The organism is Rhodococcus sp. MSC1_016 (assembly GCF_023667485.2).
GTDB classification, from domain to species: domain Bacteria; phylum Actinomycetota; class Actinomycetes; order Mycobacteriales; family Mycobacteriaceae; genus Rhodococcus_F; species Rhodococcus_F oxybenzonivorans.
Genome location: NZ_JAMOZI020000001.1, coordinates 3,824,700 through 3,845,736 on the forward strand (window position 1 = coordinate 3,824,700; position 21,037 = coordinate 3,845,736).

Annotated in this window: 21 protein-coding genes; 8 read left to right on the top strand and 13 right to left on the bottom strand. The window is 67.1% G+C overall.

The genetic code is table 11. The features are described from left to right. Positions 1-59: 59 nt before the first annotated feature. From L1080_RS17715 to L1080_RS17725, 3 genes are read right to left on the bottom strand one after another with little or no spacing between them, the layout of a single operon-like run. A complete protein-coding gene (locus tag L1080_RS17715; protein WP_159920275.1) occupies positions 60-1,001 on the bottom strand; it encodes a sugar phosphate isomerase/epimerase family protein in 942 nt (313 codons plus the stop codon). A 7-nt stretch (positions 1,002-1,008) separates the two neighbouring features. Then, positions 1,009-2,367 carry a hypothetical protein gene (locus tag L1080_RS17720; protein WP_250772726.1) on the bottom strand — a complete coding sequence of 453 codons (1,359 nt, stop codon included), beginning with the start codon at positions 2,365-2,367 and terminating at the stop codon, positions 1,009-1,011. Continuing rightward, positions 2,364-3,317 carry a Ppx/GppA family phosphatase gene (locus L1080_RS17725; protein WP_250772728.1) on the bottom strand — a complete coding sequence of 318 codons (954 nt, stop codon included), beginning with the start codon at positions 3,315-3,317 and terminating at the stop codon, positions 2,364-2,366. The genes L1080_RS17720 and L1080_RS17725 overlap by 4 nt, the downstream gene beginning before the upstream one ends. Before the next feature lie 66 nt (positions 3,318-3,383). Here L1080_RS17725 and L1080_RS17730 point away from each other — a divergent pair, with 66 nt between their 5' ends. Beyond that, positions 3,384-4,169, top strand: coding sequence for a hypothetical protein (locus tag L1080_RS17730; protein ID WP_109327823.1), 786 nt, complete (start codon positions 3,384-3,386; stop codon positions 4,167-4,169). 97 nt (positions 4,170-4,266) lie between these two features. Next, entirely contained in the window at positions 4,267-4,611 is a 345-nt protein-coding gene (locus L1080_RS17735) for a hypothetical protein (RefSeq protein ID WP_250772730.1), read from the top strand. A 7-nt stretch (positions 4,612-4,618) separates the two neighbouring features. On the opposite strand, the gene L1080_RS17740 is transcribed toward L1080_RS17735, so the two are convergent. From L1080_RS17740 to L1080_RS17770, 7 genes are all read right to left on the bottom strand, one after another. Beyond that, complete coding sequence (locus L1080_RS17740; protein ID WP_109327819.1) at positions 4,619-5,308, bottom strand: response regulator transcription factor; 690 nt, start codon at positions 5,306-5,308, stop codon at positions 4,619-4,621. Continuing rightward, positions 5,305-6,513, bottom strand: coding sequence for a sensor histidine kinase (locus L1080_RS17745; RefSeq protein WP_308202163.1), 1,209 nt, complete (start codon positions 6,511-6,513; stop codon positions 5,305-5,307). The genes L1080_RS17740 and L1080_RS17745 overlap by 4 nt, the downstream gene beginning before the upstream one ends. A 150-nt stretch (positions 6,514-6,663) precedes the next feature. Then, a complete protein-coding gene (locus tag L1080_RS17750) occupies positions 6,664-7,419 on the bottom strand; it encodes a phosphoglyceromutase (protein ID WP_201453526.1) in 756 nt (251 codons plus the stop codon). A gap of 71 nt (positions 7,420-7,490) precedes the next feature. Beyond that, positions 7,491-9,080, bottom strand: coding sequence for an AMP-binding protein (locus L1080_RS17755; RefSeq protein WP_250772732.1), 1,590 nt, complete (start codon positions 9,078-9,080; stop codon positions 7,491-7,493). 149 nt (positions 9,081-9,229) lie between these two features. Next, the gene (locus L1080_RS17760) at positions 9,230-9,721 is read right to left on the bottom strand and encodes a type III secretion system chaperone family protein (RefSeq protein WP_109327811.1); all 492 of its coding nucleotides are present in this window, start codon (positions 9,719-9,721) and stop codon (positions 9,230-9,232) included. Further along, the gene (mshA, locus tag L1080_RS17765; RefSeq protein ID WP_374434313.1) at positions 9,718-11,088 is read right to left on the bottom strand and encodes a D-inositol-3-phosphate glycosyltransferase; all 1,371 of its coding nucleotides are present in this window, start codon (positions 11,086-11,088) and stop codon (positions 9,718-9,720) included. The genes L1080_RS17760 and mshA overlap by 4 nt, the downstream gene beginning before the upstream one ends. 25 nt (positions 11,089-11,113) lie before the next feature. Next, on the bottom strand, positions 11,114-11,941 hold the full coding sequence (locus L1080_RS17770; RefSeq protein ID WP_250772734.1) for an alpha/beta fold hydrolase: 828 nt from the start codon (positions 11,939-11,941) through the stop codon (positions 11,114-11,116). Positions 11,942-11,994: 53 nt separating this feature from the next. On the opposite strand from L1080_RS17770, the gene L1080_RS17775 reads away from it, so the two are divergent. Together L1080_RS17775 and L1080_RS17780 are read left to right on the top strand one after the other, a co-directional pair. Further along, on the top strand, positions 11,995-12,768 hold the full coding sequence (locus tag L1080_RS17775) for a PIG-L family deacetylase (RefSeq protein ID WP_250772736.1): 774 nt from the start codon (positions 11,995-11,997) through the stop codon (positions 12,766-12,768). Between the two features lie 120 nt (positions 12,769-12,888). Continuing rightward, positions 12,889-13,920: a tocopherol cyclase family protein gene (locus L1080_RS17780; RefSeq protein WP_250772830.1), complete on the top strand. Its 1,032-nt coding sequence runs from the start codon at positions 12,889-12,891 to the stop codon at positions 13,918-13,920. A gap of 81 nt (positions 13,921-14,001) precedes the next feature. Here the strand turns inward: L1080_RS17780 and L1080_RS17785 are convergent, their stop codons facing one another. After that, positions 14,002-15,276 carry an ROK family transcriptional regulator gene (locus tag L1080_RS17785; RefSeq protein WP_250772738.1) on the bottom strand — a complete coding sequence of 425 codons (1,275 nt, stop codon included), beginning with the start codon at positions 15,274-15,276 and terminating at the stop codon, positions 14,002-14,004. A 373-nt stretch (positions 15,277-15,649) separates the two neighbouring features. On the opposite strand from L1080_RS17785, the gene L1080_RS17790 reads away from it, so the two are divergent. Together L1080_RS17790 and L1080_RS17795 are read left to right on the top strand one after the other, a co-directional pair. Next, positions 15,650-16,612: a TauD/TfdA dioxygenase family protein gene (locus L1080_RS17790; RefSeq protein ID WP_250772740.1), complete on the top strand. Its 963-nt coding sequence runs from the start codon at positions 15,650-15,652 to the stop codon at positions 16,610-16,612. A 23-nt stretch (positions 16,613-16,635) separates the two neighbouring features. Further along, a complete protein-coding gene (locus L1080_RS17795; RefSeq protein ID WP_250772742.1) occupies positions 16,636-17,382 on the top strand; it encodes an SDR family NAD(P)-dependent oxidoreductase in 747 nt (248 codons plus the stop codon). A gap of 228 nt (positions 17,383-17,610) precedes the next feature. Here the strand turns inward: L1080_RS17795 and L1080_RS17800 are convergent, their stop codons facing one another. Both L1080_RS17800 and L1080_RS17805 read right to left on the bottom strand, forming a co-directional pair. Continuing rightward, complete coding sequence (locus L1080_RS17800; RefSeq protein ID WP_250772833.1) at positions 17,611-18,795, bottom strand: L,D-transpeptidase; 1,185 nt, start codon at positions 18,793-18,795, stop codon at positions 17,611-17,613. A 34-nt stretch (positions 18,796-18,829) separates the two neighbouring features. Beyond that, positions 18,830-19,921 (bottom strand): UDP-N-acetylmuramate dehydrogenase, encoded by a 1,092-nt coding sequence (locus tag L1080_RS17805; RefSeq protein WP_374434348.1) that lies wholly within the window; start codon positions 19,919-19,921, stop codon positions 18,830-18,832. 25 nt (positions 19,922-19,946) lie between these two features. On the opposite strand from L1080_RS17805, the gene L1080_RS17810 reads away from it, so the two are divergent. Both L1080_RS17810 and L1080_RS17815 read left to right on the top strand, forming a co-directional pair. Continuing rightward, a complete protein-coding gene (locus L1080_RS17810) occupies positions 19,947-20,444 on the top strand; it encodes a DUF2505 domain-containing protein (protein ID WP_201453525.1) in 498 nt (165 codons plus the stop codon). 84 nt (positions 20,445-20,528) lie between these two features. Next, entirely contained in the window at positions 20,529-21,029 is a 501-nt protein-coding gene (locus L1080_RS17815; protein ID WP_109327795.1) for a DUF2505 domain-containing protein, read from the top strand. Positions 21,030-21,037: the final 8 nt, after the last annotated feature.

Here is a 21,037-nt window from a genome sequence, read left to right on the forward strand (position 1 = left end):
ATCCAATGGTGGTGTCAGCTTACCGCAGCAGGAATGGCCTCATCGCCCGCGGGTGCAGGTCAGGTGTCGTCGTGATCGCCGCCGGGGCGGCTACGTGCCGAACCGGACGTGGCACGGCCCGTCCCGAGGTGTTCCCTGGCGAAGGCCAGCGCCTGACCGAGCATCGACGCCCGCTCGCGCCGGGTCCGCGCGTTCTGAGTGTTGATCTCGATCACAGCCTGTCCCTCGAAGCCGGAGTCGACGAGGTGACGGCATACCTCTGCGCACGGCTGTCCACCGTGCCCGGGAATGAGGTGTTCGTCCATCGAGGCTCCCCGGCCGTCGGCGAGGTGCAGATGCGCCAGCCCCGACCCCATCCGCTCCGCCAGCTTCATCGCGTCCATACCCGCAGTCGCGGTATGCGAGAGATCGAGCGTGTAGTGGGCATGACCGGAATCGGTGGGGTCGTAGGAGGGACTGAACGCCGACAACGCGGCCCCGGGACCGCCGCGACGACGAAGCCGCTCGGCCGAACGCTCCTTGCTTCCGAAGAAGCCGTCCGCCCGCATCGGGAACATGTTCTCGACTGCGACGATCACGTCGCTGCGCTCCTCGAGCGCGGCGACCTGGTCGCTGAACCCCTCCGCATACCGGCGTTGCCAGCGGAACGGTGGATGCACCACGACGCTCGTCGCGCCCAACGCCTCCGCGGTGCGCACCGAACGGTCGAGCTTCGCGACCGGGTCGGCGCCCCACACTCGCTGCGAGATCAGCAGACACGGGGTGTGAATCGCCTGAACCGGCATCGCATACTTGCGAACCAGCGCGGCCACGGCACCGATGTCCTGACTCACCGACTCGGCCCACACCATCAACTCGACGCCGTCGTACCCCAGCTCCGCCGCGTATCGGAAGGCGGCCTCAGTGTTCTCCGGATACACCGACGCCGTCGACAGCCCGACCAGAACCTTGCGCCCGCGCGGTGTCTGCCGCGCCTGCACGTACCCACTGTCCCCGACCATGAGCAACTCAGCCCGACGCAAGCATGAAGGCGAGCGGCCCCAGAGTGACGATCATTCCGACCACGACGGCGATCACGAAGCTGGTGATGTCGTCGGTGCGGCGCAGGATGCGCACCATAGCCACCAACCCAACGATGACGAGCAAGGCGAGGATCAGCGCGACCCACGGGAACACGTCCCACAGCTTCTCGAAGCCCTTGAACAACAGGGCGCCGGCGATCACCGCGATCACACCCTGACCCGCCAGAACCGCCCACTCGCGGGCGGCACTACTTTCCTGCTCGGCGCCGTCGACGTCCTTCGCGGCCTTGGCAGCTCTGGCGGCTTCCGCTTTCGCCTCTTTACGCGAGCGACGGGGAGTGTCGGCCTGTTCGGCTTCCGCCTCCGGCGCCTCGTCGGTGGCGGCGGCGGCGGCGATCAATTCGGTGTCCTCACCGGCCTTCGCGGCGTCCGCGTCGCGCGACTGCCGCATCAGGTCGCCGGCAAGCGTCGAGCCGGACAGCAGCCCAGGCTCCTGCTGTGTTCCCGACTGCTTGACCCCCGACTGCTTGACTCCCGACTGCTCGGCCGCCTTGTTCTGGGGTGCGGTCTCGGGTTTCTTCGGTGTCTTGACGAGCATGCCGGCAGCGGCTGGCGCCGGCGTGCCGTTCGGGACGGCCTTGGTCTCCGCCTCCGGCTTCGCCGCCGGAGCCGGCTTGGCGGTAGCAGCCTGATTCGCGGCGGGACCAGACTTGCCGGCGGGGCCAGGTTTGCCGGCGGGGCCAGGCTTGGCGGGAGTCGGCTGCACGCGGGGTGCGGCGACGGTGGGCGCCGGTTCCGGCGTTTTCGACACCGAAGCGGGTTCGGCGGCCGCCGGCGCGACAGGTGCGGCGGCCGGCTTCGAGCGCTCCTGCGTGACGGACCGACTCACCCAGGCGCCCTGATGATCACGTGATGTTCCCGTGGCGGAGGCGCCATTGCGACCGGCGGCGGGGCGACGGGCGGCAGGGCGACTGGCGATGGGCTCGTCATCGTCGTCATCGTCGAACGGTGCCTTGAATGCGGCAGTGCGCTCATCTGCCGTCACCGATCGCGGGGCGGCCCGCGTGGGCGTCGCCGCAGGTTCGGGCGCGGGCTTACGTTCGGGCTCGGGCTTACGTTCGGGCTCGGACTTACGTTCGGGCTCGGACTTACGTTCGGGCTCCAACTCGGAATCGAGTGCCCGCGACTCGGATGAATCCCGGACGACCGGGATCTCACCGGTCAGCTCGGCAACGGAGATTCCGCCCTTGACGCCGCGACGACGTCTTCCCCCACGGGACTCCACTTGCTGCCCATTGCGTTTGAGCAGTTCTGAAACAGATATCTGCTGACTGTCCTCGGTCATCGAGCACCCACCATCAATTCACCGCCCATTTCCGTGTCGAGCTTTCGGAGGATCAGACCCTCCCGCAGAGCCCAGGGGCAAATCTCCAATTCGTCTACCCCGAGAGCTCTCATGCTGGCCTCCGCGACGAGTGCTCCGGCGACGATCTGCTGCGACCGGTCGGAGCTCACTCCCTCTAATTCTGCACGGTCCGCCGCCGTCATCCTCGAAATGAAAGCTATGAGTTGCCTGAGACCGCTCGAGGTCAGCGTGCGCTTCACACGGGGACCGGCACCGGACGGCGCGGCACCCGTGAGCCGGGCCAGGGAACGGAAGGTTTTCGACGTGCCGACGGCACGATCCCACTCCCCTGCCGCCCGCAGCTCCTTCGACGGGACCGTGAGTTCGGCGTCGAGCCAGTCGCGCAGCACCGCGACTCTGCGCTTCCCCGGCGGGTCGGCCTCGAGCCAGTCACGAGTGAGGCGGCCCGCCCCGAGCTGTAACGACAGCGCGACGTCCGGGTCCTCGTCGCCCCCGCTCGTCAGTTCGAGGGATCCGCCACCGATATCGATGTTGAGGATGCGCCCCGCGCTCCATCCGTACCAGCGGCGCACGGCGAGAAAAGTCAGCCGCGCTTCGTCGACGCCGGACAGCACTTCGAGTCTCACCCCGGTCTCGACATGTACACGGCCGAGAACGGCATCCGAGTTTTTCGCGTCACGCACGGCCGAGGTTGCGAAGGCCATCAGCTCGCCGCAGCCCGAGGTCTTCGCGATCGCTGCGAAGTCGGCGACCGTCGCCACCAGGCGGTCTGCGCCCGCAGCTGTGATGTCACCGAGTTCGTCCGTGTTCTCCGCCAGCCGCAATGTCGACTTGGTGGAGCTCATCGGTGTGGGGTGGCCGCCCCTGTGGGCGTCCACTACGAGCAGATGGACGGTGTTGCTTCCGACGTCGAGTACCCCTAGTCGCACATTGACACGGTACTGGGTCTACCGTCGGTCTTTGTGACAGCAGGTAAAGCAGGGCGTTCCCACAAGATGACGCCCAGCCCCGAAGTTCCCCTCGATTTCGCTCGCGAGTGGGTCGAATTCCCCGATCCGGACAACGCCGAGCACATCATCGCTGCCGACATGACGTGGCTGCTCTCCCACTGGACCTGCGTGTTCGGCACGCCGGCGTGTCAGGGAATTCTCGAGGACCGGCCCGATGACGGTTGCTGTTCGCACGGGGCCTTCCTCTCCGACGATGAGGATCTCGAGAAGCTGAACGAGTCGGTGAAGCTGCTCACACCCGAGGACTGGCAGTTCATGGACAAGGGTCTCGGCAAGAAGGGCTACGTCGAAGAAGACGACCTCGAGGACGAGCCCGCCCTGCGCACCCGCCGATACAAAGGCGCGTGCATCTTCCTCAACCGCCCCGGATTCGCGGGCGGCGTCGGGTGTGCGTTGCACTCCATGGCGTTGAAGCGAGGGATCGAGCCCCTCGAAGTGAAGCCGGACGTGTGCTGGCAGCTGCCGATCCGCCGCACCCAGGAATGGGTCGAACGCCCGGACGGTGAGCAGATACTCAAGACGACGATCACCGAGTACGACCGGCGCGGCTGGGGCGAGGGTGGCGAGGACCTCGCCTGGTACTGCTCCGGCTCACCCGACGCCCATGTCGGCGCCAAGGCGGTGTGGCAGTCGTATGCGCCCGAACTGGCGGAACTGCTCGGTAAGGCCGCCTACGCCGAGTTGGCGAAGTTGTGTGCTCGCCGTGCAGGACTCGGTCTCATCGCCGTCCATCCCGCCACCTCTATCGCGCAACGGAACCCGGCCCGGTAACGGATCGGACCCAGCGGTCGATTTCCCAGGCACGGCCCGCTTGCGGGCACAGCCACGGCACGGCCCGTTCGCGGGCACAGCCACGATGGGAGAGAACATGCTTGCTCGAATTCTGTCCGCTGCCCTGTTGACCGCCGCCGCCGCACTGACCCTCGCCCCGGTGGCCGCCGCGAACCCTGCCGACGACCCGTACGGCTGGAACACCTATCACGACAAGACCGCGAACTTCGTCGCGCCGCTCGACCCCGGCGCATTCGGCGACAGGGGCGACAAGGCCATCGTGTTGAGCCCCTTCGGCACGTCCCGCGTCATCGAGTGCAAGGGCGACGGACACTATGTCGCCGTGTCGTGCCGTCAGTTCGACGACCAGGCACGCGAGCACGCCATCACGCAGGTGATGTTCGTCCCGTTCCGGCCCGTCTACGTCTACAACCCGTTCTGAGGTCGGCTCAGGCCTCGAGCTTGTAGCCGAGGCCGCGGACGGTCACCAGGTGCTCGGGCTTGGCCGGGTCAGTTTCGATCTTCGAGCGGAGACGCTTGACGTGGACGTCCAGGGTTTTGGTGTCGCCGACGTAGTCGGCACCCCACACGCGGTCGATCAGCTGACCCCGCGTGAGGACCCGGCCCGAGTTCCGCAACAGGTATTCGAGCAGGTCGAATTCCTTGAGCGGCAGGGTGACCGCCTCGCCGTTGACCTGCACCACGTGACGTTCGACGTCCATGCGGACCGGGCCGGCCTCGAGGACCGCCGAGTCCTGCGCCACGTCGAGGTCGTTGTCGACGCCGCGGCGCAGGACCGCGCGGATCCGGGCGATCAGTTCCCGCGCGGAGTACGGCTTGGTCACGTAGTCGTCGGCTCCGAGTTCGAGTCCGACCACCTTGTCGATTTCGCTGTCGCGCGCCGTCACCATGATGACGGGAACACCGGATCGGCTGCGTAACTGCTTGCACACGTCCGTGCCGCTCATACCCGGGAGCATGAGGTCGAGGAGGACGATGTCCGCGCCGGAACGATCGAACTCGGCAAGGGCCGAGGGTCCGTCGCCGACGACGGTCGTCTCGAACCCTTCCTTGCGTAACAGGAATGCCAACGGGTCGGCCAGGGATTCCTCGTCTTCCACGATCAGCACACTTGTCATCGCTTGGCCTCCATACCGATTTCTCTCTTTCCGACGTTTCCGCCGTCGGCGTCCCCGCCGTTCGGATCTACTGTCTCGATGTGTGCAGGTATTTGCAGGGTAAACGTCGAACCCGTTCCGGGCTTGCTCCACAGTTCGATGGATCCGTTGTGGTTGGCGGCGACGTGCTTGACGATGGCGAGTCCGAGTCCCGTGCCGCCGGTCGCCCGTGCCCGGGCCTTGTCGACCCGGAAGAAGCGCTCGAACACCCGCTCCTGGTCGGCTTTGGCGATCCCTTCGCCGCGGTCGGTGACCGAGATCGCAACGTTGGCGCCCCGCATCGAGCGGCTCACCGACACCGGTGTCCGCTTCGGTGAGTAGGCAATGGCGTTCTGCACCAGGTTGGTGAGGGCGGTGACCAGCAGTGCACGGTCACCGAGCACTTCGAAGCCGCTGGGATGATCGGTGGTGACCTCGATGCCGGCCGCCTCCGCAGAGATCTTGCACCGTTGCAGGGCCTCGTCCACCACCTCGTCGACCGACACTGCCTCGAGGTCGGGGAGCTTCTCGGCGCCCTGCAGCCGGGACAGTGCGATCAGTTCGGTGACCATTTTGCCGAGGCGGACCGATTCGTGGAGCACCCGCTCCCCGAAATGTCGCACCGACTCCGGGTCGTCCGCCGACTCGAGAAGTGCCTCGGCGAGCAGTCCCATGGCCCCGACCGGGGTTTTCAGTTCGTGGCTGACGTTCGCGACGAAATCGCGGCGGGTCGCCTCCATCCGCACCTGTTCGGAATCGTCGTCGGCGAACAGGACCACGAATTTGTGGTCTTCCTTGCTGAGCAGCCGTGCGGTACCCCGGACAGCGATCCGGTCACGTCCGCGCTGGGGGGTCTTCGCGCTGAGATCGACTTCTACGGGCTCACCGGTCTCGAGGACGCGCAGAGCCGCCACCCAGGCGCGGTCGTCGACGAGCCGGTTGCGGACCAGGCCGAGTTCCTCGGCGCGGGGGTTGAACAGAACCACGTCGTGGAACTGGTCGACCACGGCGATGCCGCTTTCCGACGCCAGCACGATCAGGTCGAGCACTTGCGACATGGTCAGACCGGATTGCTCCGCCATCCGCTGCGAGTGCCGTGTCGACAGCATGGGAATCAGCACACCACCGATCAGGTAACCGACGAAGCCGCCCATGACGGCAAGCAGTACGCCTTGAACAACGCTCACGCCTGAATCGTACGTTCGCGGGAACCGCTGGTGATGCAGGGTTCAGCCATTTCCGTGCACGTCACACGTCGGAACCGCACTCTTCGCCCGTCGTTCACCCGTTGTTGGCCGGGCGCCCCGCGCACGGGGCACCCGGCCGGCCCACACGGACTACTTACCGCCCTGATTCGCCACCGCGGCAGCGCCCGCGGCCGCCGCTTCGGGATCGAGGTAGGTACCACCCGGGTTGAGGGGTGTCAGGTTCTCGTCCAGGTCGTAACGCAGCGGGATCCCCGTCGGAATGTTGAGCCCGGCGATGGCGTCGTCGGAGATGCCGTCGAGGTGCTTGACCAGGGCTCGGAGCGAGTTGCCGTGGGCGGTGACCAGGACGGTCTTGCCCGCCAGCAGGTCGGCGGAGATCGTGTCTTCCCAGTACGGGATGAGGCGCTTGACGACGTCGAGGAGGCACTCGGTGAGGGGTACCTCGTCGAGCCCCGCGTACCGGGCGTCGGTGTCCTGGCTGTATTCGCTACCCGCGTCGATCGGCGGCGGCGGGGTGTCGTAGCTGCGGCGCCACAGCATGAACTGCTCGTCGCCGTACTTTTCCTTCACCTGAGCCTTGTTGCGCCCTTGAAGGGCGCCGTAGTGGCGTTCGTTGAGACGCCAGTCGCGCACCACCGGAATCCAGTGCCGATCGGCTGCGTCGAGCGCGATGTTGGCCGTGCTGATCGCCCGGCGCAGCAGCGACGTGTACGACACGTCGGGAAGCAGGTCGTGCTCGCGGAGCAGTTCGCCGGCGCGCTTGCCCTCGGCGATGCCCTTATCGGTCAGGTGAACGTCCACCCAGCCGGTGAACAAGTTGAGTGCATTCCATTCGCTCTCGCCGTGACGGAGCAGCACAAGGGTTCCGGTACTCATGCCGTTCATCCTGGCATGCGTCCCGGAACCCTTGCGTCCTGAACCCCTCTACCGCCCGCCCACAGGCCGGCCGGGAGTGTCTACTTTGCGGCCTCGGCGGCGCGTAGGTCCTTGCGGAGGATCTTGCCGGCGGCCGATTTCGGCACCAGGTCGATGAACTCGACCCTGCGGACCTTCTTGTGCGGGGAGACCTTCTCGGCGACGAACGCGATCACCGCGTCCTCGTCCAGGTCGGCGCCGGGCTGCCGGACCACGAACGCCTTGGGCACCTCCTCACCCTCCTCGTCGAGCACCCCGATCACGGCGGCGTCGGCGATCTGCGGATGCGTCAACAACAACGCCTCCAACTCCGCGGGCGGCACCTGATAACCCTTGTACTTGATCAACTCCTTCATCCGGTCCACGATCGTCACCACCCCCTCCGAATCCACCGTCGCGATGTCCCCGGTATGCAGATACCCATCCGCATCCAGGGTTTCCGCGGTCGCCTCCTCGTTACCGAGATACCCGGCCATGATGTTCGGGCCCTTGCACCACAACTCCCCCGCCGCACTGACCCCCTCGGCCGGCTGCTCGATCTCCGCACCGGTCCCGGGATCGACCAGCTTGCATTCCATGTTCGCGATGGTCGGACCCACCGAGTCCAGCGCAATATCGTCCCGGTCGAACGGAATCGCATGCGAGACCGGGCTCATCTCCGACATCCCGTACCCCTGCCGCACCCGGCACCCGAGCCGGTTCGCCACCGCCTTACCCAGTTCCTGATCCAGCGGGGCGGCCCCGGAGAAGATCGAATGCACACTCGACAGGTCGTACTGATCGATCAGCGGATGCTTGGCCAACGCCACCGCCACCGGCGGGGCGATGAACACATACGTGCACCTCTGCTCCGCGACGATCGTCAAGAACTCGACCAGGTCGAACTTCGGCATCGTCACCAGCGCCGCCCGCTTACGCAGGGCGGCGTTGAGCAGCACCGTCATCCCGTAGATGTGGAAGAACGGCAACACCGCCAGGAGCTTGTCGTCGGCACCGATCCCGATCGGCCGGTCGATCTGGCAGACATTGGCCACCAGGTTGCGGTGGGTGAGCATCACCCCCTTCGGCCGGCCGGTGGTGCCCGACGAATACGGCAGCACCGCCAACTGGGTGCCCGGGTCGAACGACACCTCCGGCGCCGGCGCCCCCTCGGCCAGCAGATCCTGCAGTGACGGGTGCCCGTCCGCACCGTCGAGGACGATCACGTGCGCGGCCGGGATCCCGACCTGCGCGGCCGCGGCCTTCGCCTGCGGCAGCAGCGGGGAGACGGTGAACAGGAACTTCGCCTTCGAGTCGGTGAGCTGCTTGGCGATGTCCTCGGCGGTGTACAACGCGTTGATCGTGGTCGCGACCCCACCGGCCCGCAGGATCCCGTGGAACACCGACGCGAACGCCGGCACGTTCGGCGAATGCAACGCCGCCACCTCACCGACGGCCAACCCGCGCGCGGCGAGCGCCCCCGCGACCCCGTCGATCTGGGCGATCAACGCCCGATAGGTGGTGACCGCACCGGAAGCGCCGTCGATCAGCGCCGGCCGATCCCCATCGGCCGCATCGACCTGGCCGAAGAGGAAGTCGTAGACGCTGAGGTTCGGAATCTCGACGTCCGGAAACGGGCTCTTGAAGCTCACTGGGGCCTCTCCCTCGAAATGTTGCAGCAGCAGTTGTCGACACAAGTTTCTGTGAAAGTCAGAAACATGTACCTATCCTGTGATGACAGTCACAGGCTGCAGCAACTCTACCCGCGCGTAATTCGGTGCCGCGGGCGGTTGTCGAGACCTCATTCCTCCGTGTCGTCGATCAGATGCTCGAACGGCTTGAGGTTGGCGAGCGACTCCCCACGGGAGACCCTCCAGTCCCATTCCCGCTTGATCGAGCTGGCGAATCCCAACTCCAGGAGGGTGTTGAAATCGCCGTCCGCTGCCTCGAGGACCTGCCCGAGCACGCGGTCCAGTTCGTCCTCGTTCACGGCGTGGCCGGCAAGCTGCCCGACCAGATAGATGTCGCCGATCTTGTCCAGCGTGTACGCCACCGAGTACAGCCGCCGATTGCGGCGCAACAGAAACTTGTACACGCCCTCGAAGTTCTCGTCGGGTTTGCGGCACACGAACGCCTCCACCCGAACACCATGCGTGCCGACGGTCAGCAGGGTGGTGGTCTTCAACTTGCGCTCACCCGGCAACTCGACGATGAAATGCGTCGAGTCCTTCCTGGTGAACTCCATCTCACGCTCGGTAAGGGCAGACTCGATGACTTCGGCAAGATCGCTCATGCGCGCACTCCCCCGACCCGGCGCAGTTTCCACAATCCGCGTCCGCGGCGCGGGGAGAACTCGCTCGGCCCGATTCCGTAGTTGTAGTTGACTGTCGCTTTCCGGTAACTCTCGAGAAGCCCGTCCGCGGTGTGCTCCCACGAAAAATTCTCGGCATGCCGCGGTGCCTCGGCGGCCAAGGCAGCCAGCCGCCCGGGATCGGACACCAGCGAGTGCAACGCCGTCGCCCAGTCCCCCGTACGGTGTCCGTCCACCAGAAGTCCGGTCTCGCCGTTGCGTACCGCGACACCGAGGCCGCCCACGTTCGCGGCGATCACCGGGGTGCCGCAGGCCTGCGCCTCGATGGCGACCAGACCGAATGATTCCGAATAACTGGGTACCGCAACGAGATCGGATGCGCGGTAGACGTCGGCGAGTCTGTCGGGTGCCTGCGGTGGAAGGAAGGTGACGTGGGCCGCGATACCGAGCGAGGAGGCGAGTTCGATCAGTGCGTGGGGTCGGGCCAGCCCGGTACCGGACGGACCACCGACGACGAGGACCCGCAGGCTCGACTCGGGATCGCGGGCGATGAGTTCCGCGGCGGCACAGAGCAGCACGTCGGGGGCCTTGAGTGGCTGGATGCGGCCGACGAAGGTCACCACGGTCTCGCGGGGGTCGATGCCGAGCGCGCGCCGGGCCGCACCCTTGTCGCCGGGCCGGTACCGCGTGAGGTCGGCACCGGGGGCCACGACATCGATCCGGCTCGGGTCGGCGCCGTAATGCCGGACCAGTTGCTCGGACTCTTCGGCGGTATTGGCGACGAGACGGTCCGATTCGGCAACGACCTGCTGTTCGCCGATCTGGCGAGCGGCAGGCTCGGGGGTGTCGCCCTCGGCGAGCGACGCGTTCTTCACCGCGGCCAGGGTGTGCGCGGTGTGCACGAGCGGCACGCCCCACCGGTCGCGGGCGAGCCAGCCGACCTGACCGGACAGCCAGTAATGCGAGTGCACGACGTCGTAGTAGCCCGGTTCGTGGCGCGCCTCCTCGCGGAGCACACCCGCAACGAACGCGCAGAGCTGCGTGGGCAGGTCCTGCTTGTCCAGTCCCTCGAACGGGCCGGCCACCACGTTGCGGACCAGCACGCCGGGTGCCGCCTCCTGCACCGCCTGATCAGCGGACGACGTGGCCCTGGTGAAAATCTCCACCTCGACCCCGCGCCGGGCCATCTGCATGGCGGTCTGCAGGACGTACACGTTCATTCCGCCCGCATCGCCGGTACCCGGCTGCGCCAACGGTGAGGTGTGGACCGAAAGCACGGCCACCCTGCGGGGGCGCGCACCCCGGCCGAGCCCGCCGAGGTCGTTGTACATGGGCGTCACGGGCTCCATACTGCCCCCTCGCTCGGCGGGGCTTCTAATCGAGGTTGCCGACGAACTCGCCGATCTCTTTGACGAACCGGGCCGGATCCTCGACGAACGGTCCGTGGTCGCAGCCGTCCCAGAACGACGCCTGCACGTTCGGCACGAGGTCGGCGGCGTGCCTGCCTGCCGCGACGTCCACGACGGAGTCCTCGGTGCCGTGGATCACCAGAACAGGGACGTCGAGCCGCCGCAGCAGGTCGTCATGACTAGCAGCGCGGTCGAAGAGGGCCGCACGTACCCGCGGCGGGGTGCTGAGGCTCGCACCGAACAACGCCTGAGACTGCGCACCCTTTCCTTCGGGCGGGCCGGTGAGGGCGCTCCCGAACGCGCCGAGCGCGCGAATGGCGACGCGCGGCTCTTCCGACATCGCACCGGGAACCGCTTCCCGCATCGCGGGGCCGACTTTGCCGCCCTTCTCACCCCGGCCGATGCTGGTGATCGCACCGACGAGCACCACCCCGTCGACCGCGGCGCTCCCGTGCGTGGCGAGATAATCGCAGATGACGAGCCCGCCGTACGACCATCCGAGGAGGACGGCCCCGGATGTGACGTCTTCGGCGGCGAGGACCGCGCGCACGTCTCCGGCCCAGACCGCGGAGTCGTCGTAGCCGGTGGTGGGCACGCCCGAATACCCGTGCCCGCGCAGATCGGGAGCGATCACCCGGTACCGGGCCGCCAGTTCGTCCAGCACCTCGGTGCCCCAGCACTTCGAGGACTGCGCCCAACCGTGCAGCAGGAGGAGGGGGCGCGCGTCCTCGGCGCCGGTGACCGAGTAGACGAGCGGCGTTCCGTCGACGCCGAAGGTTTCACGAATAGCCATGCGGCCACCCTAGGGGGCCGCCGCCCTGCCGGGCGCGTGCAAGTATTGCCCTCATGAGTGTCCTGGTGTGTTTCCACGCCCATCCCGACGACGAAGTGTTCACGACGGGCGGTGTGATGCGGCAGGCCGCGGATGCCGGTCATCGCGTGGTCGTCGTCACGGCCACGGACGGGGCGCTCGGCGAGGTTCCCGACGGGATCCTGAGCGAAGGCGAATCGCTCGCCGAACGGCGCAGGCGCGAGCTCGAGCACTCGACCGCCCTCCTCGGCGCCGCGCGGGTCGTGATGCTCCACTACGCGGACTCGGGGATGGCCGGGACGCCGGAGAACGACAACCCGGCGGCGTTCTGCAACGCCGACGTCGAGGAGGCGGCCGCCCGGCTGGCCGCCGTACTCGTCGAGGAAGCCGCCGACGTCGTCACCATCTACGACCCCAACGGCGGGTACGGGCACCCCGACCACGTCCAGGTGCACCACGTGGGAGTCCGCGCCGCGGAGATGGCCGGTGTGCCGCACGTGTACGAGGCCGCCGTGAGCCGCGACCACATCCGGGGTCTGCTGGCCGCCAACCCTCAATGGTCCGAGGACGCGCAGCCGCCGGATCTCGACAGCTTCGGCCTACCCGAGTCGGAGATCACCACGGTCGTCGATGTCAGTGGAGTTCTCGAGGTCAAGCGGGCGGCGATGCATGCGCACGCCACCCAGATCGGCGATTTCGGGCCCTTCCTCGCCATGCCGGACGAGCAGCTCCGTGCGGTGTTCGGCCAGGAGTGGTTCCGCCGCCGCGGGGCGCCGGACGGTCTCGCGGAGTCGTCGCTCCCGCTCTGAGGAACTCGAGGCCTGTGAACTGCCTGCGGGGACCGGACTCCGCGCCTAGCATCCACGGGTATGGGACCCGCTGATCTCCTCACCAACGTCAGGCGGGCCTGCGACCGGCGCGCTGATCCGATGTCTTCGTTGCTGCGCGCCTACCGCGCCACGGGAGCCGACCTGCCGTTCGGCAACCTCCTCGCGGCGCACGGCGTCGCAATGGAGGGTTACTTCTGGCGGTTCACCCAGCCGGCCACTGGCCAGGTGGTCGTCGCGCTGGCCGGCATCAACCACGCTACGGACGGCCAGTGGTCGACGCTCGGCCTGGCCGCCCATCCCAGCCGGTTCCTGCGCACCGACGCCTACCCGGAGGGACACGCGGAGTCCGCTGGTCTGGGAGCGTTCGCCGGCAAGGCGTTCCGCGGCACCGCCGACCGCGTGCAGGTAGATCTCGGACCGGATGCGCGACTCGACGTCCGGGTGACCGATCGGGTCGGGTGGCCGCATCGCCGCTTCGGCGGATCCAGCGTGTTCCAGAGCGTTCCGGCGCTCAACCAGTACTGGCATCCGTGGTTGCTCGGCGGCAGAGCCGAGGGCACTGCGGTGCTCGGCGACACCGAAATCGATCTGGGCGGCGCACAGGTGTACGCCGAGAAGAACTGGGGCAAGGGCGGTTTCCCCGACTCCTGGTGGTGGGGGCAGGCTCAGGGATTCGCCGACCGCCAGGCGTGCGTGGCGTTCGCGGGCGGCGAGATCTCCGCAGGTCCGCTGCGGACCGAGGTGACCGCCGTGGTCGTCGCCCTGCCCGACGGCACCGTGTTTCGCCTCGGCAACCCCGTCACCTCCCCGGTACGAGCGCACGTGACCGAAGATCGCTGGTCGCTGCGGGGGCGAAACCGCACCTGGAGCGTCGAGGTCGAGGGCACTTCACCGCTGGGCTCCGCACACGTGCTGCCGGTCCCACTGCCCGAGGAACGTCGCAACATCGCGGGCGCCCTCGAACATCTCGCCGGGTCGATGAGCGTCACGGTCCGTCGCCGTGGTCGTCTCGTGTGGGCAGACGAATCTCCTCTGGCAGCGCTCGAACACGGGGGCATCGAGCGCGCCCGCGAGGAACTGCGGCGACGCGGAGCCGCGCCGGACGCGACGTCGGCGCCACCCCTCAGCTGACCGCTGTCCGACGGCGCCGTTGCCGACGGAAAAGTCAGCTGCGCAGCCTAGTACGCGCGCGGCTGACCAATCCATCCGCACCTACTCGAGAGACACACGCCGCATCGCACCGACCGGGTCCGAGTACAGAGCGCTCAATGACACCACCGTCGACGCATACTCCTGCACCCGGTTCCCGAAGCCCGTGATGCGAATGTCCTTGCGCTCCAACGACGACGCTCGAGCGAACGCGTCGGCTACGTGCGGAATTCCGGCCGGATACTCGGTGAAGGCCTGACCACCGAGTATCACCCGATCCGGATTGAACAGGTCCCGCAGCATTGCCACCGTCTTACCCAGCACCTGGGCGCGCTCGACCAGAAGACCGTGCGCAGCAACCGATCCGGACGCCGCCACCTTGTACAGCGCACTCATCGACGGCAGCCGTGCCGACTCCGGCAGGATGCCCGCCGACACTGCGGCGCCGAGAATTGCACGATCGCTGATCGTGGCTTCGAGGCATCCGCTCGAGCCGCAGGAGCACTGCGCCGAGGAACCGGTGGGGAGGTGCGCGATGGAACCCGGCCCACTCGACGGCGTGTGCACCCGGCCGTCGATGGTGATGGCAATTCCCGCGGTTTCGCGCGCGTAGAAGTACAGCCCCGTTTCACCCTGCGCCACGAAATCCTCACTGTCCGGGCTCAGTAACAGTTCCGACGCGGCCATCGCTTCGACGTGGGCGGCGACGGACACCGGCAATCCGAGGCCGGCGGCGATGATGGCTCCGACCTGCGCCGACTTCCACCCCAACCGGGGATGATCGACCACACCCGTCTGTGCATCGACGCGTCCACCGAGAGCGACGCCCGCCCACAGCGGACGGCGCCGGTGCCAGCGGGACGCGAAAGCCCGTGCGCTGCGGGCGATACCGGTCAGGGCCTCGGCGGACGGACCGCGCGGCGTCGGAACTTCCACAGCCCCGAGCACCTTCCCGCGCAGATCGCTCGCGAGGATGCTGGTCACCACGGCGCCGATGTGGATTCCCACGGTGAGGTACGGCTCGTGGTTCACCTCGAACGGGACGCGGGGACGACCGATCGCACCGGAGGGCGTGAGATCGCCGCGCTCGCGGAGCAACCCGAGATCGAGAAGCGTCGATACCTGACGATTGACGGTCGCAATACTGAGGCCGGTCGCCTTGGCGGCCACATCCCGCGACAGGGGGCCGCGAGCACGGGCCACACGCAGGACACCGGCGGCGGGACCGTCGCTGATCCGCAATTCGGGAGGAACGATGGTCAGGCGCGGACGAGACAGGGGACGCTGGAACCGGGGAGAGGCGCTCAGGTTCGAACTGGAAAGAGTGGGGGTAGACACGGAGTAGTCCTTGCGTACGGAGGCGGTGCGCACCTTCGTCCGAACACGGCGTCGTCCCTGCGGGGACGCGGACGGCTGATCAGGAGAAGACTGCGCGGGTCAGCTGGAGACGCTGAAACAGCGACAACACAGTTCCCGCGCCAACGGCAGCCGCGATCCCAGCGCGGAAGTCACATAGGTGACCCGCGGAGCGGTCGGCTGGCCTGAGGACATGCCAAGAAAAATAGCACCTTCGGTCGCTTTCACCAATCTCTGCCGATTCGGCGGTCCCCGCGACTCTTGCGATCAGAGTGACGCCAAACCTTCCAGCGGTGCCGCGCCGATGGTTCGGTTGCAGGACTGCACATCGCTTCCGATACCCGAAAGGCCCATCATGTCTATCGATTTCGCGCCCGATCAGGTTGCCGACTCCCCTGCCGTTCCGGGTGCTGCCGGCGTCGTACAACTGGGCGAACACATCGGGGCCCGGATCGACGGTGTTCGGCTCGGCGGCGACCTCGACCCCGCCACGGTGTCGCTGATCCACCGGGCGCTGCTCACCCACAAAGTGATCTTCTTCCGCGGACAGCAGCACCTGACGGACGATTCCCAGTACGAGTTCGCGCAGCTGCTCGGCTCCCCCACCACCGCGCACCCCACCGTCACCTCCCGGGGAACCACGGTGCTGCCCATCGACTCCGACTACGGCAAGGCCAACAGCTGGCACACGGACGTGACCTTCGTCGACCGCATCCCGAAAGCGTCGATTCTGCGTGCCGTGCAACTTCCGACCTACGGCGGCTCCACCACCTGGGCGTCCGGGGTCGCGGCATACAACGCGCTACCGGAGCCTCTCAAGATTCTCGCCGAGAACCTGTGGGCCACCCACACCAACGTCTACGACTACGCCGCGACGAGCGCGGAGCGGGCGCAGAACGAGAAGACGCAGGAGTACCGCGCCGAGTTCCAGTCCACCTACTTCGAGACGGTGCACCCGGTGGTGCGGGTGCACCCGGAGACCGGCGAACGCACCCTGCTGCTCGGCCATTTCGTGAAGAATCTCGTCGGCCTGAGCTCTGCGCAATCGCAGGCGCTGTTCCGGATTCTGCAGGATCACGCCATCTCCCTCGAGTACACGACCCGGTGGAACTGGCAGCCGGGCGATGTCGCCGTCTGGGACAACCGCGCAACGCAGCACTACGCCGTCGCCGACTACGGGGATCAGTACCGCCGGCTCAATCGCATCACCCTGGCCGGGGACGTGCCCGTCGACATCCACGGCGAACGCAGCCGCAGCATCGCAGGCGACGCGAGCAGCTACTCGGTCATCGACGAGCCCGCGCCCGTTCGCGAGTAGGGCCCCCGCCCTACCATGGCCGCATGATCATCTCACCCGACACCCGCGTCGCCGTTGTCACCGGAGCGAGCTCCGGAATCGGCGAAGCCACCGCCCGCACACTGGCTGACCAGGGTTTTCATGTGGTCATCGGAGCGAGGCGGGTGGATCGACTGGAAAAGATCGCCGAGGACATCGGGGGTACGGCGCTCGAGCTCGACGTCACCGACGACGACTCGGTGGACGCCTTCACGGCAGTCCTGCCCCGGGTGGATGTACTGGTGAACAACGCGGGTGGGGCCAAGGGGCTGGCGCCGGTCCTCGACGCCGACCTCGACGACTGGCGCTGGATGTGGGAGACGAACGTCCTGGGAACCCTGCGGGTGACCAGGGCGCTCCTGCCCAAACTCGTCGACTCGGGCAACGGGCTGATCGTCACCATCACGTCGGTGGCGGCGCTCGAGGCCTACGACAACGGCGCCGGTTATACCTCGGCCAAACACGCACAGGCCGTGCTGCATCGGACGCTGCGTGGAGAGTTGCTGGGCAAGCCCGTTCGCCTCACCGAGGTTGCGCCGGGCGCTGTGGAGACGGAGTTCTCGCTGGTGCGGTTCGAGGGCGACAAGGAGCGCGCCGACAAGGTGTACGAGGGGATCACTCCGCTGGTAGCCGCCGACGTCGCCGACATCATCGGGTTCGTGGCATCGCGCCCCTCGCACGTCAACATCGACCAGATCGTCGTCAAGCCCCGAGATCAGGCCTCCTCGGGACGTTTCCACCGCACGACGTGACCCGAGACGTCAGGAACCGACGAGCCTCACTGCGGCTCGTCACCGGTCCCGTCCGTCGGCGCGGCGATCCTGATATTCGAGCAGTAGGACCACGGCCCACACCGCGGCAACGATCAACGCCACCGATCCCAACAGCATCCATCCCGCCACCGCAGCCCCCTACCGTTCGACCTGTCCCGAAAATCGGGACTCGTTCAGGTAGACGCAGCGGGGGCCGGTTCGGTTCCCCTACGCGAGCGCGGACATCGTTTGCCAGGTCGGCCAATCGACGGCCCAGTCGTAGATGTCGCCGTCGGCTGCCGACAATGCGATGGAGGTGCCGGTGACCTCCACAGGATCGCCGTACATGGCCGTGCCGAAATACTGTTGGGCGTCGCCCAGCGACAGATTGATGCAGCCGTTGGTGACGTTCGACGACCCCTGCACACCGAGCGTCTCGGGATTCGCGTGGATGAATTCGCCGTTGTTCGAGATGCGCACCGCCCACCGCTCGCGGACGTTCTCGTAGAACGGCGGGTTGGACATGAGGAAGTCCTCGTGCTTCTCCGTCACCATATGGATGCCGCTTCGCGTGACGTTGCGCGGTTCGTTGCCCTCGCCGTAGCTGACCGGGATGTCCATGATGGTCTGGCCGTCCCGCACCACCTGCATACGGTGGCTGGGCGCGTTGGCGATCACGATCTGGCTGCGGCCGATGGTGAAGTCGAGCGACAGATCCTCTGCTCCGTAGGCTCCGTCACCGAAGTCGAGCCCGTACAGCCTGGCGTCCAGATTCACGGTGGTGCCCGGTGCCCAGTAGTTCTGCGGTCGCCAGTGCGCGCGCGACCCGTTGTCGTCCGGCAGCCAGGCCCACGACCCCGGAGTGGGCGGCGTCGTCGTCACCGTCATCGCCTTCTCCACCGCGGCCTTGTCTTCGACGGTGTCGTGAAACTGCACGATGATGGGCGCGGCGATACCGACCTCTTGACCGTCACCGATGTTCAGGTTGGCCGAGATCGTCTGCTCGGGTTGCACGGTGGTGAAGCTGCCGTCGACGGTGACCGTCTTGCCGTCGGTACCGACTGCAGTGCCCTGCCACGTGTAAGTGGATCCGTAGCCGAGAGCCTCACCGACAGTGAACGTGGTTCGGTCGGGCGACAGGACCCCCTGTACGACACGGCCCTCCGCATTGACGAGAGCGATATCGGTGAAAGTGCCCTCGGCGGCGGTGGCCGAGACCGGCGACACCGGGTTCACGTCCTGCGAACCGGACTCCGGATTCTGGGTGACCTGAACCACCGGTTCGGGCGGGGCGACGGGCGTCCCGGACTGCGAGCCCACCGTGCAACCGGCGAGCAAGGCGACGAGAGCGATCAGCGCCGCCGCGACATACGCGACCCGCTTCCTGCTTGTCCGAGAACCCAGTTCATGCACGACTGACACGTTACCTGCGCTACGGACCAACCTTTCAGATCGCGCAGCCCACCGTGACGGGTTCCGGTTCGAGGCGGACACCGAACGCCGACTGGACACCGTCCCGCACGTCCCGCGCAAGGGCCAGGAGATCCTCGGTCTTCGCCGCGCCGCGATTGGTGAGTGCCAGGGTGTGCTTGGTGGACAAGCGGGCTGCGGCGCCTTCGGCGGGATACCCCTTCGAGAACCCGGCCCGCTCGATCAGCCATCCGGCGGAGAGCTTGGTGCCCGTGGCGGCCGGATACTGCGGCACCGAGACGTCACCGAGTCGAGCTTCGACGGCAGCGAGAACGGCGGCCAGTTCGCTGTCGGGTACGACGGGATTGGTGAAGAAGGACCCGGCACTCCAGGTGTCGTAATCGTCGGGGTCGAGCACCATGCCTTTGCTTCTGCGCAGGTCGAGGACGGCGTTGCGGACCTCGATCGACGGTCGCCGGTCCCCTTCCTCCGCCTCCAGGGCAGAGAACAGTTCCCGGTAGCGCAACGGCTCGCTCAAACCGTCCCGGTGCACTGTCAGTTCCACCGCGAGCACGAGGGCGGCGTCGGTGTGTTTCAGGACGCTCGTGCGGTACCCGAGTCCCAGTGCGTCGGGCTGCACCCATCGGACCTCGCCGGTGCGGCGGTCGAGGAGCCGCACGCGCCGCAACATGCTGCCGATCTCGACGCCGTACGCCCCGACGTTCTGCACCGGAGTGGCACCCGTCGAGCCGGGGATCCCAGACAGACATTCGAGCCCGCCGAGTTCGGCGGCGACGGTCTGCGCCACGACCTGATCCCACTCGGCACCGGCCTCGGCAGTGACGAATCCCTCGTCGAATTCCACGGTGGTGTTCGACACACGGACCACCACACCGTCGAAACCGTCGTCACCGATCACCAGATTGGAGCCGCCCGCGAGAATCAGCGTCGGTATGCCACTGGCGTCGAGCAGGCGGACCACATCGACCAGCACCTCGGTGGTCGGGCACTCGGCCACAATGCGCGCCGGCCCGCCCACCCGCAGGGTGGTCATTTCCGAGAAGTCGAGATTCTCGGACACGAAGGCGCCGGAATCGACGAGTTGACTGACAATGCTCACATCCCACACATCCGCAAACGGTAGCCTGCGCACCGTGAGCCGCCGCATCGAGCATTCCTCGACCTACTCCTTCCCCGTCGAACAGGTCCACGCCGGCCTGACCACCGAGCAGTACTGGCGCGACCGGATCGCCGAGGTCGGCGGGCCGGGAGCCACGCTCGACGAGGTCACGACCGGGCCCGGGACCATCTCGGTGTCCATGACGCAGTCGATTCCCGCCGACCATCTGCCGAGCATCGTCGCGAAGGTCCGATCGGGGGACCTCGTGATCACGCGCACCGAAACGTGGAACGCGCTCGACGGCGGTCGCGCGTCCGGCACCTTCACTGCTCGGGTCACCGGCGCACCGGCTGAGATCTCGGGTTCGCAAACCCTCACCAGCGAGGGCTCCGGCACGAAAGTCCAGGTCACCGGCAAGGCCGAGGTCAAAATCCCGTTGATCGGCGGCAAGATCGAAGGCGCCATCGGAGACGAGGTGCTGCGCCTGATCGACAAGGAGCAGGAGTTCACGCAGCGGTGGCTCGGCGCCTGATACCCGCCGAGCGGCGTCTCGACGGTCCCCGACCTGGGGCGGGCGTCGATTGTGTTCGGTCACAGTCCGGTAACCTTGACGATCATGGCTCGCCGCATCGACTACTCAGCCCGTTACAAGTACACCCCGAAAGAGGTGTACGGCGCGTTCACCAACCGCGACTACTGGGACGCGCGCATCGAGGAGATGCGGAAGTACTCCGAGAACCACATCGAGCACTTCGAGGTCAGCGACGACGGAATCGACATCGTCCTTCACCACATCCTGCCGCGCTCCGAACTCCCGGAGATCGCGCAGACCGTGATGAAGAAAGACATGGTCATCACTCGTAAGGAGTCGTACACCCCGTTCGGTGACCCGACCACCGGAACGTACGAGGCATCGATCCCCGCCGGACCCGGCAGCCTGACGGGCACCATGAAACTGTTCGCCACCGACACCGGATGCACGTTCCGCACGTCGTCCGAGGCAAAGGTGTACCTGCCGTTCATCGGCGGGAAGCTCGAGCAGCTGATGCTCGTCAACCTCATCGACCTCTTCCGCGCCGAGGCCGAGATCACCGAGAACTGGTTATCCCAGCAGTAGCTTCCACA

Coding starts and splice junctions, on each gene's coding strand:
- L1080_RS17815 (WP_109327795.1), top strand. CDS start 20,529: ATGGCTCGCCGCATCGACTACTCAGCCCGTTACAAGTACACCCCGAAA.
- L1080_RS17715 (WP_159920275.1), bottom strand. CDS start 1,001: ATGGTCGGGGACAGTGGGTACGTGCAGGCGCGGCAGACACCGCGCGGG.
- L1080_RS17775 (WP_250772736.1), top strand. CDS start 11,995: ATGAGTGTCCTGGTGTGTTTCCACGCCCATCCCGACGACGAAGTGTTC.
- L1080_RS17770 (WP_250772734.1), bottom strand. CDS start 11,941: ATGGCTATTCGTGAAACCTTCGGCGTCGACGGAACGCCGCTCGTCTAC.
- L1080_RS17795 (WP_250772742.1), top strand. CDS start 16,636: ATGATCATCTCACCCGACACCCGCGTCGCCGTTGTCACCGGAGCGAGC.
- L1080_RS17740 (WP_109327819.1), bottom strand. CDS start 5,308: ATGACAAGTGTGCTGATCGTGGAAGACGAGGAATCCCTGGCCGACCCG.
- L1080_RS17780 (WP_250772830.1), top strand. CDS start 12,889: ATGTCTTCGTTGCTGCGCGCCTACCGCGCCACGGGAGCCGACCTGCCG.
- L1080_RS17735 (WP_250772730.1), top strand. CDS start 4,267: ATGCTTGCTCGAATTCTGTCCGCTGCCCTGTTGACCGCCGCCGCCGCA.
- L1080_RS17760 (WP_109327811.1), bottom strand. CDS start 9,721: ATGAGCGATCTTGCCGAAGTCATCGAGTCTGCCCTTACCGAGCGTGAG.
- mshA (WP_374434313.1), bottom strand. CDS start 11,088: ATGGAGCCCGTGACGCCCATGTACAACGACCTCGGCGGGCTCGGCCGG.
- L1080_RS17790 (WP_250772740.1), top strand. CDS start 15,650: ATGTCTATCGATTTCGCGCCCGATCAGGTTGCCGACTCCCCTGCCGTT.
- L1080_RS17730 (WP_109327823.1), top strand. CDS start 3,384: ATGACGCCCAGCCCCGAAGTTCCCCTCGATTTCGCTCGCGAGTGGGTC.
- L1080_RS17750 (WP_201453526.1), bottom strand. CDS start 7,419: ATGAACGGCATGAGTACCGGAACCCTTGTGCTGCTCCGTCACGGCGAG.
- L1080_RS17720 (WP_250772726.1), bottom strand. CDS start 2,367: ATGACCGAGGACAGTCAGCAGATATCTGTTTCAGAACTGCTCAAACGC.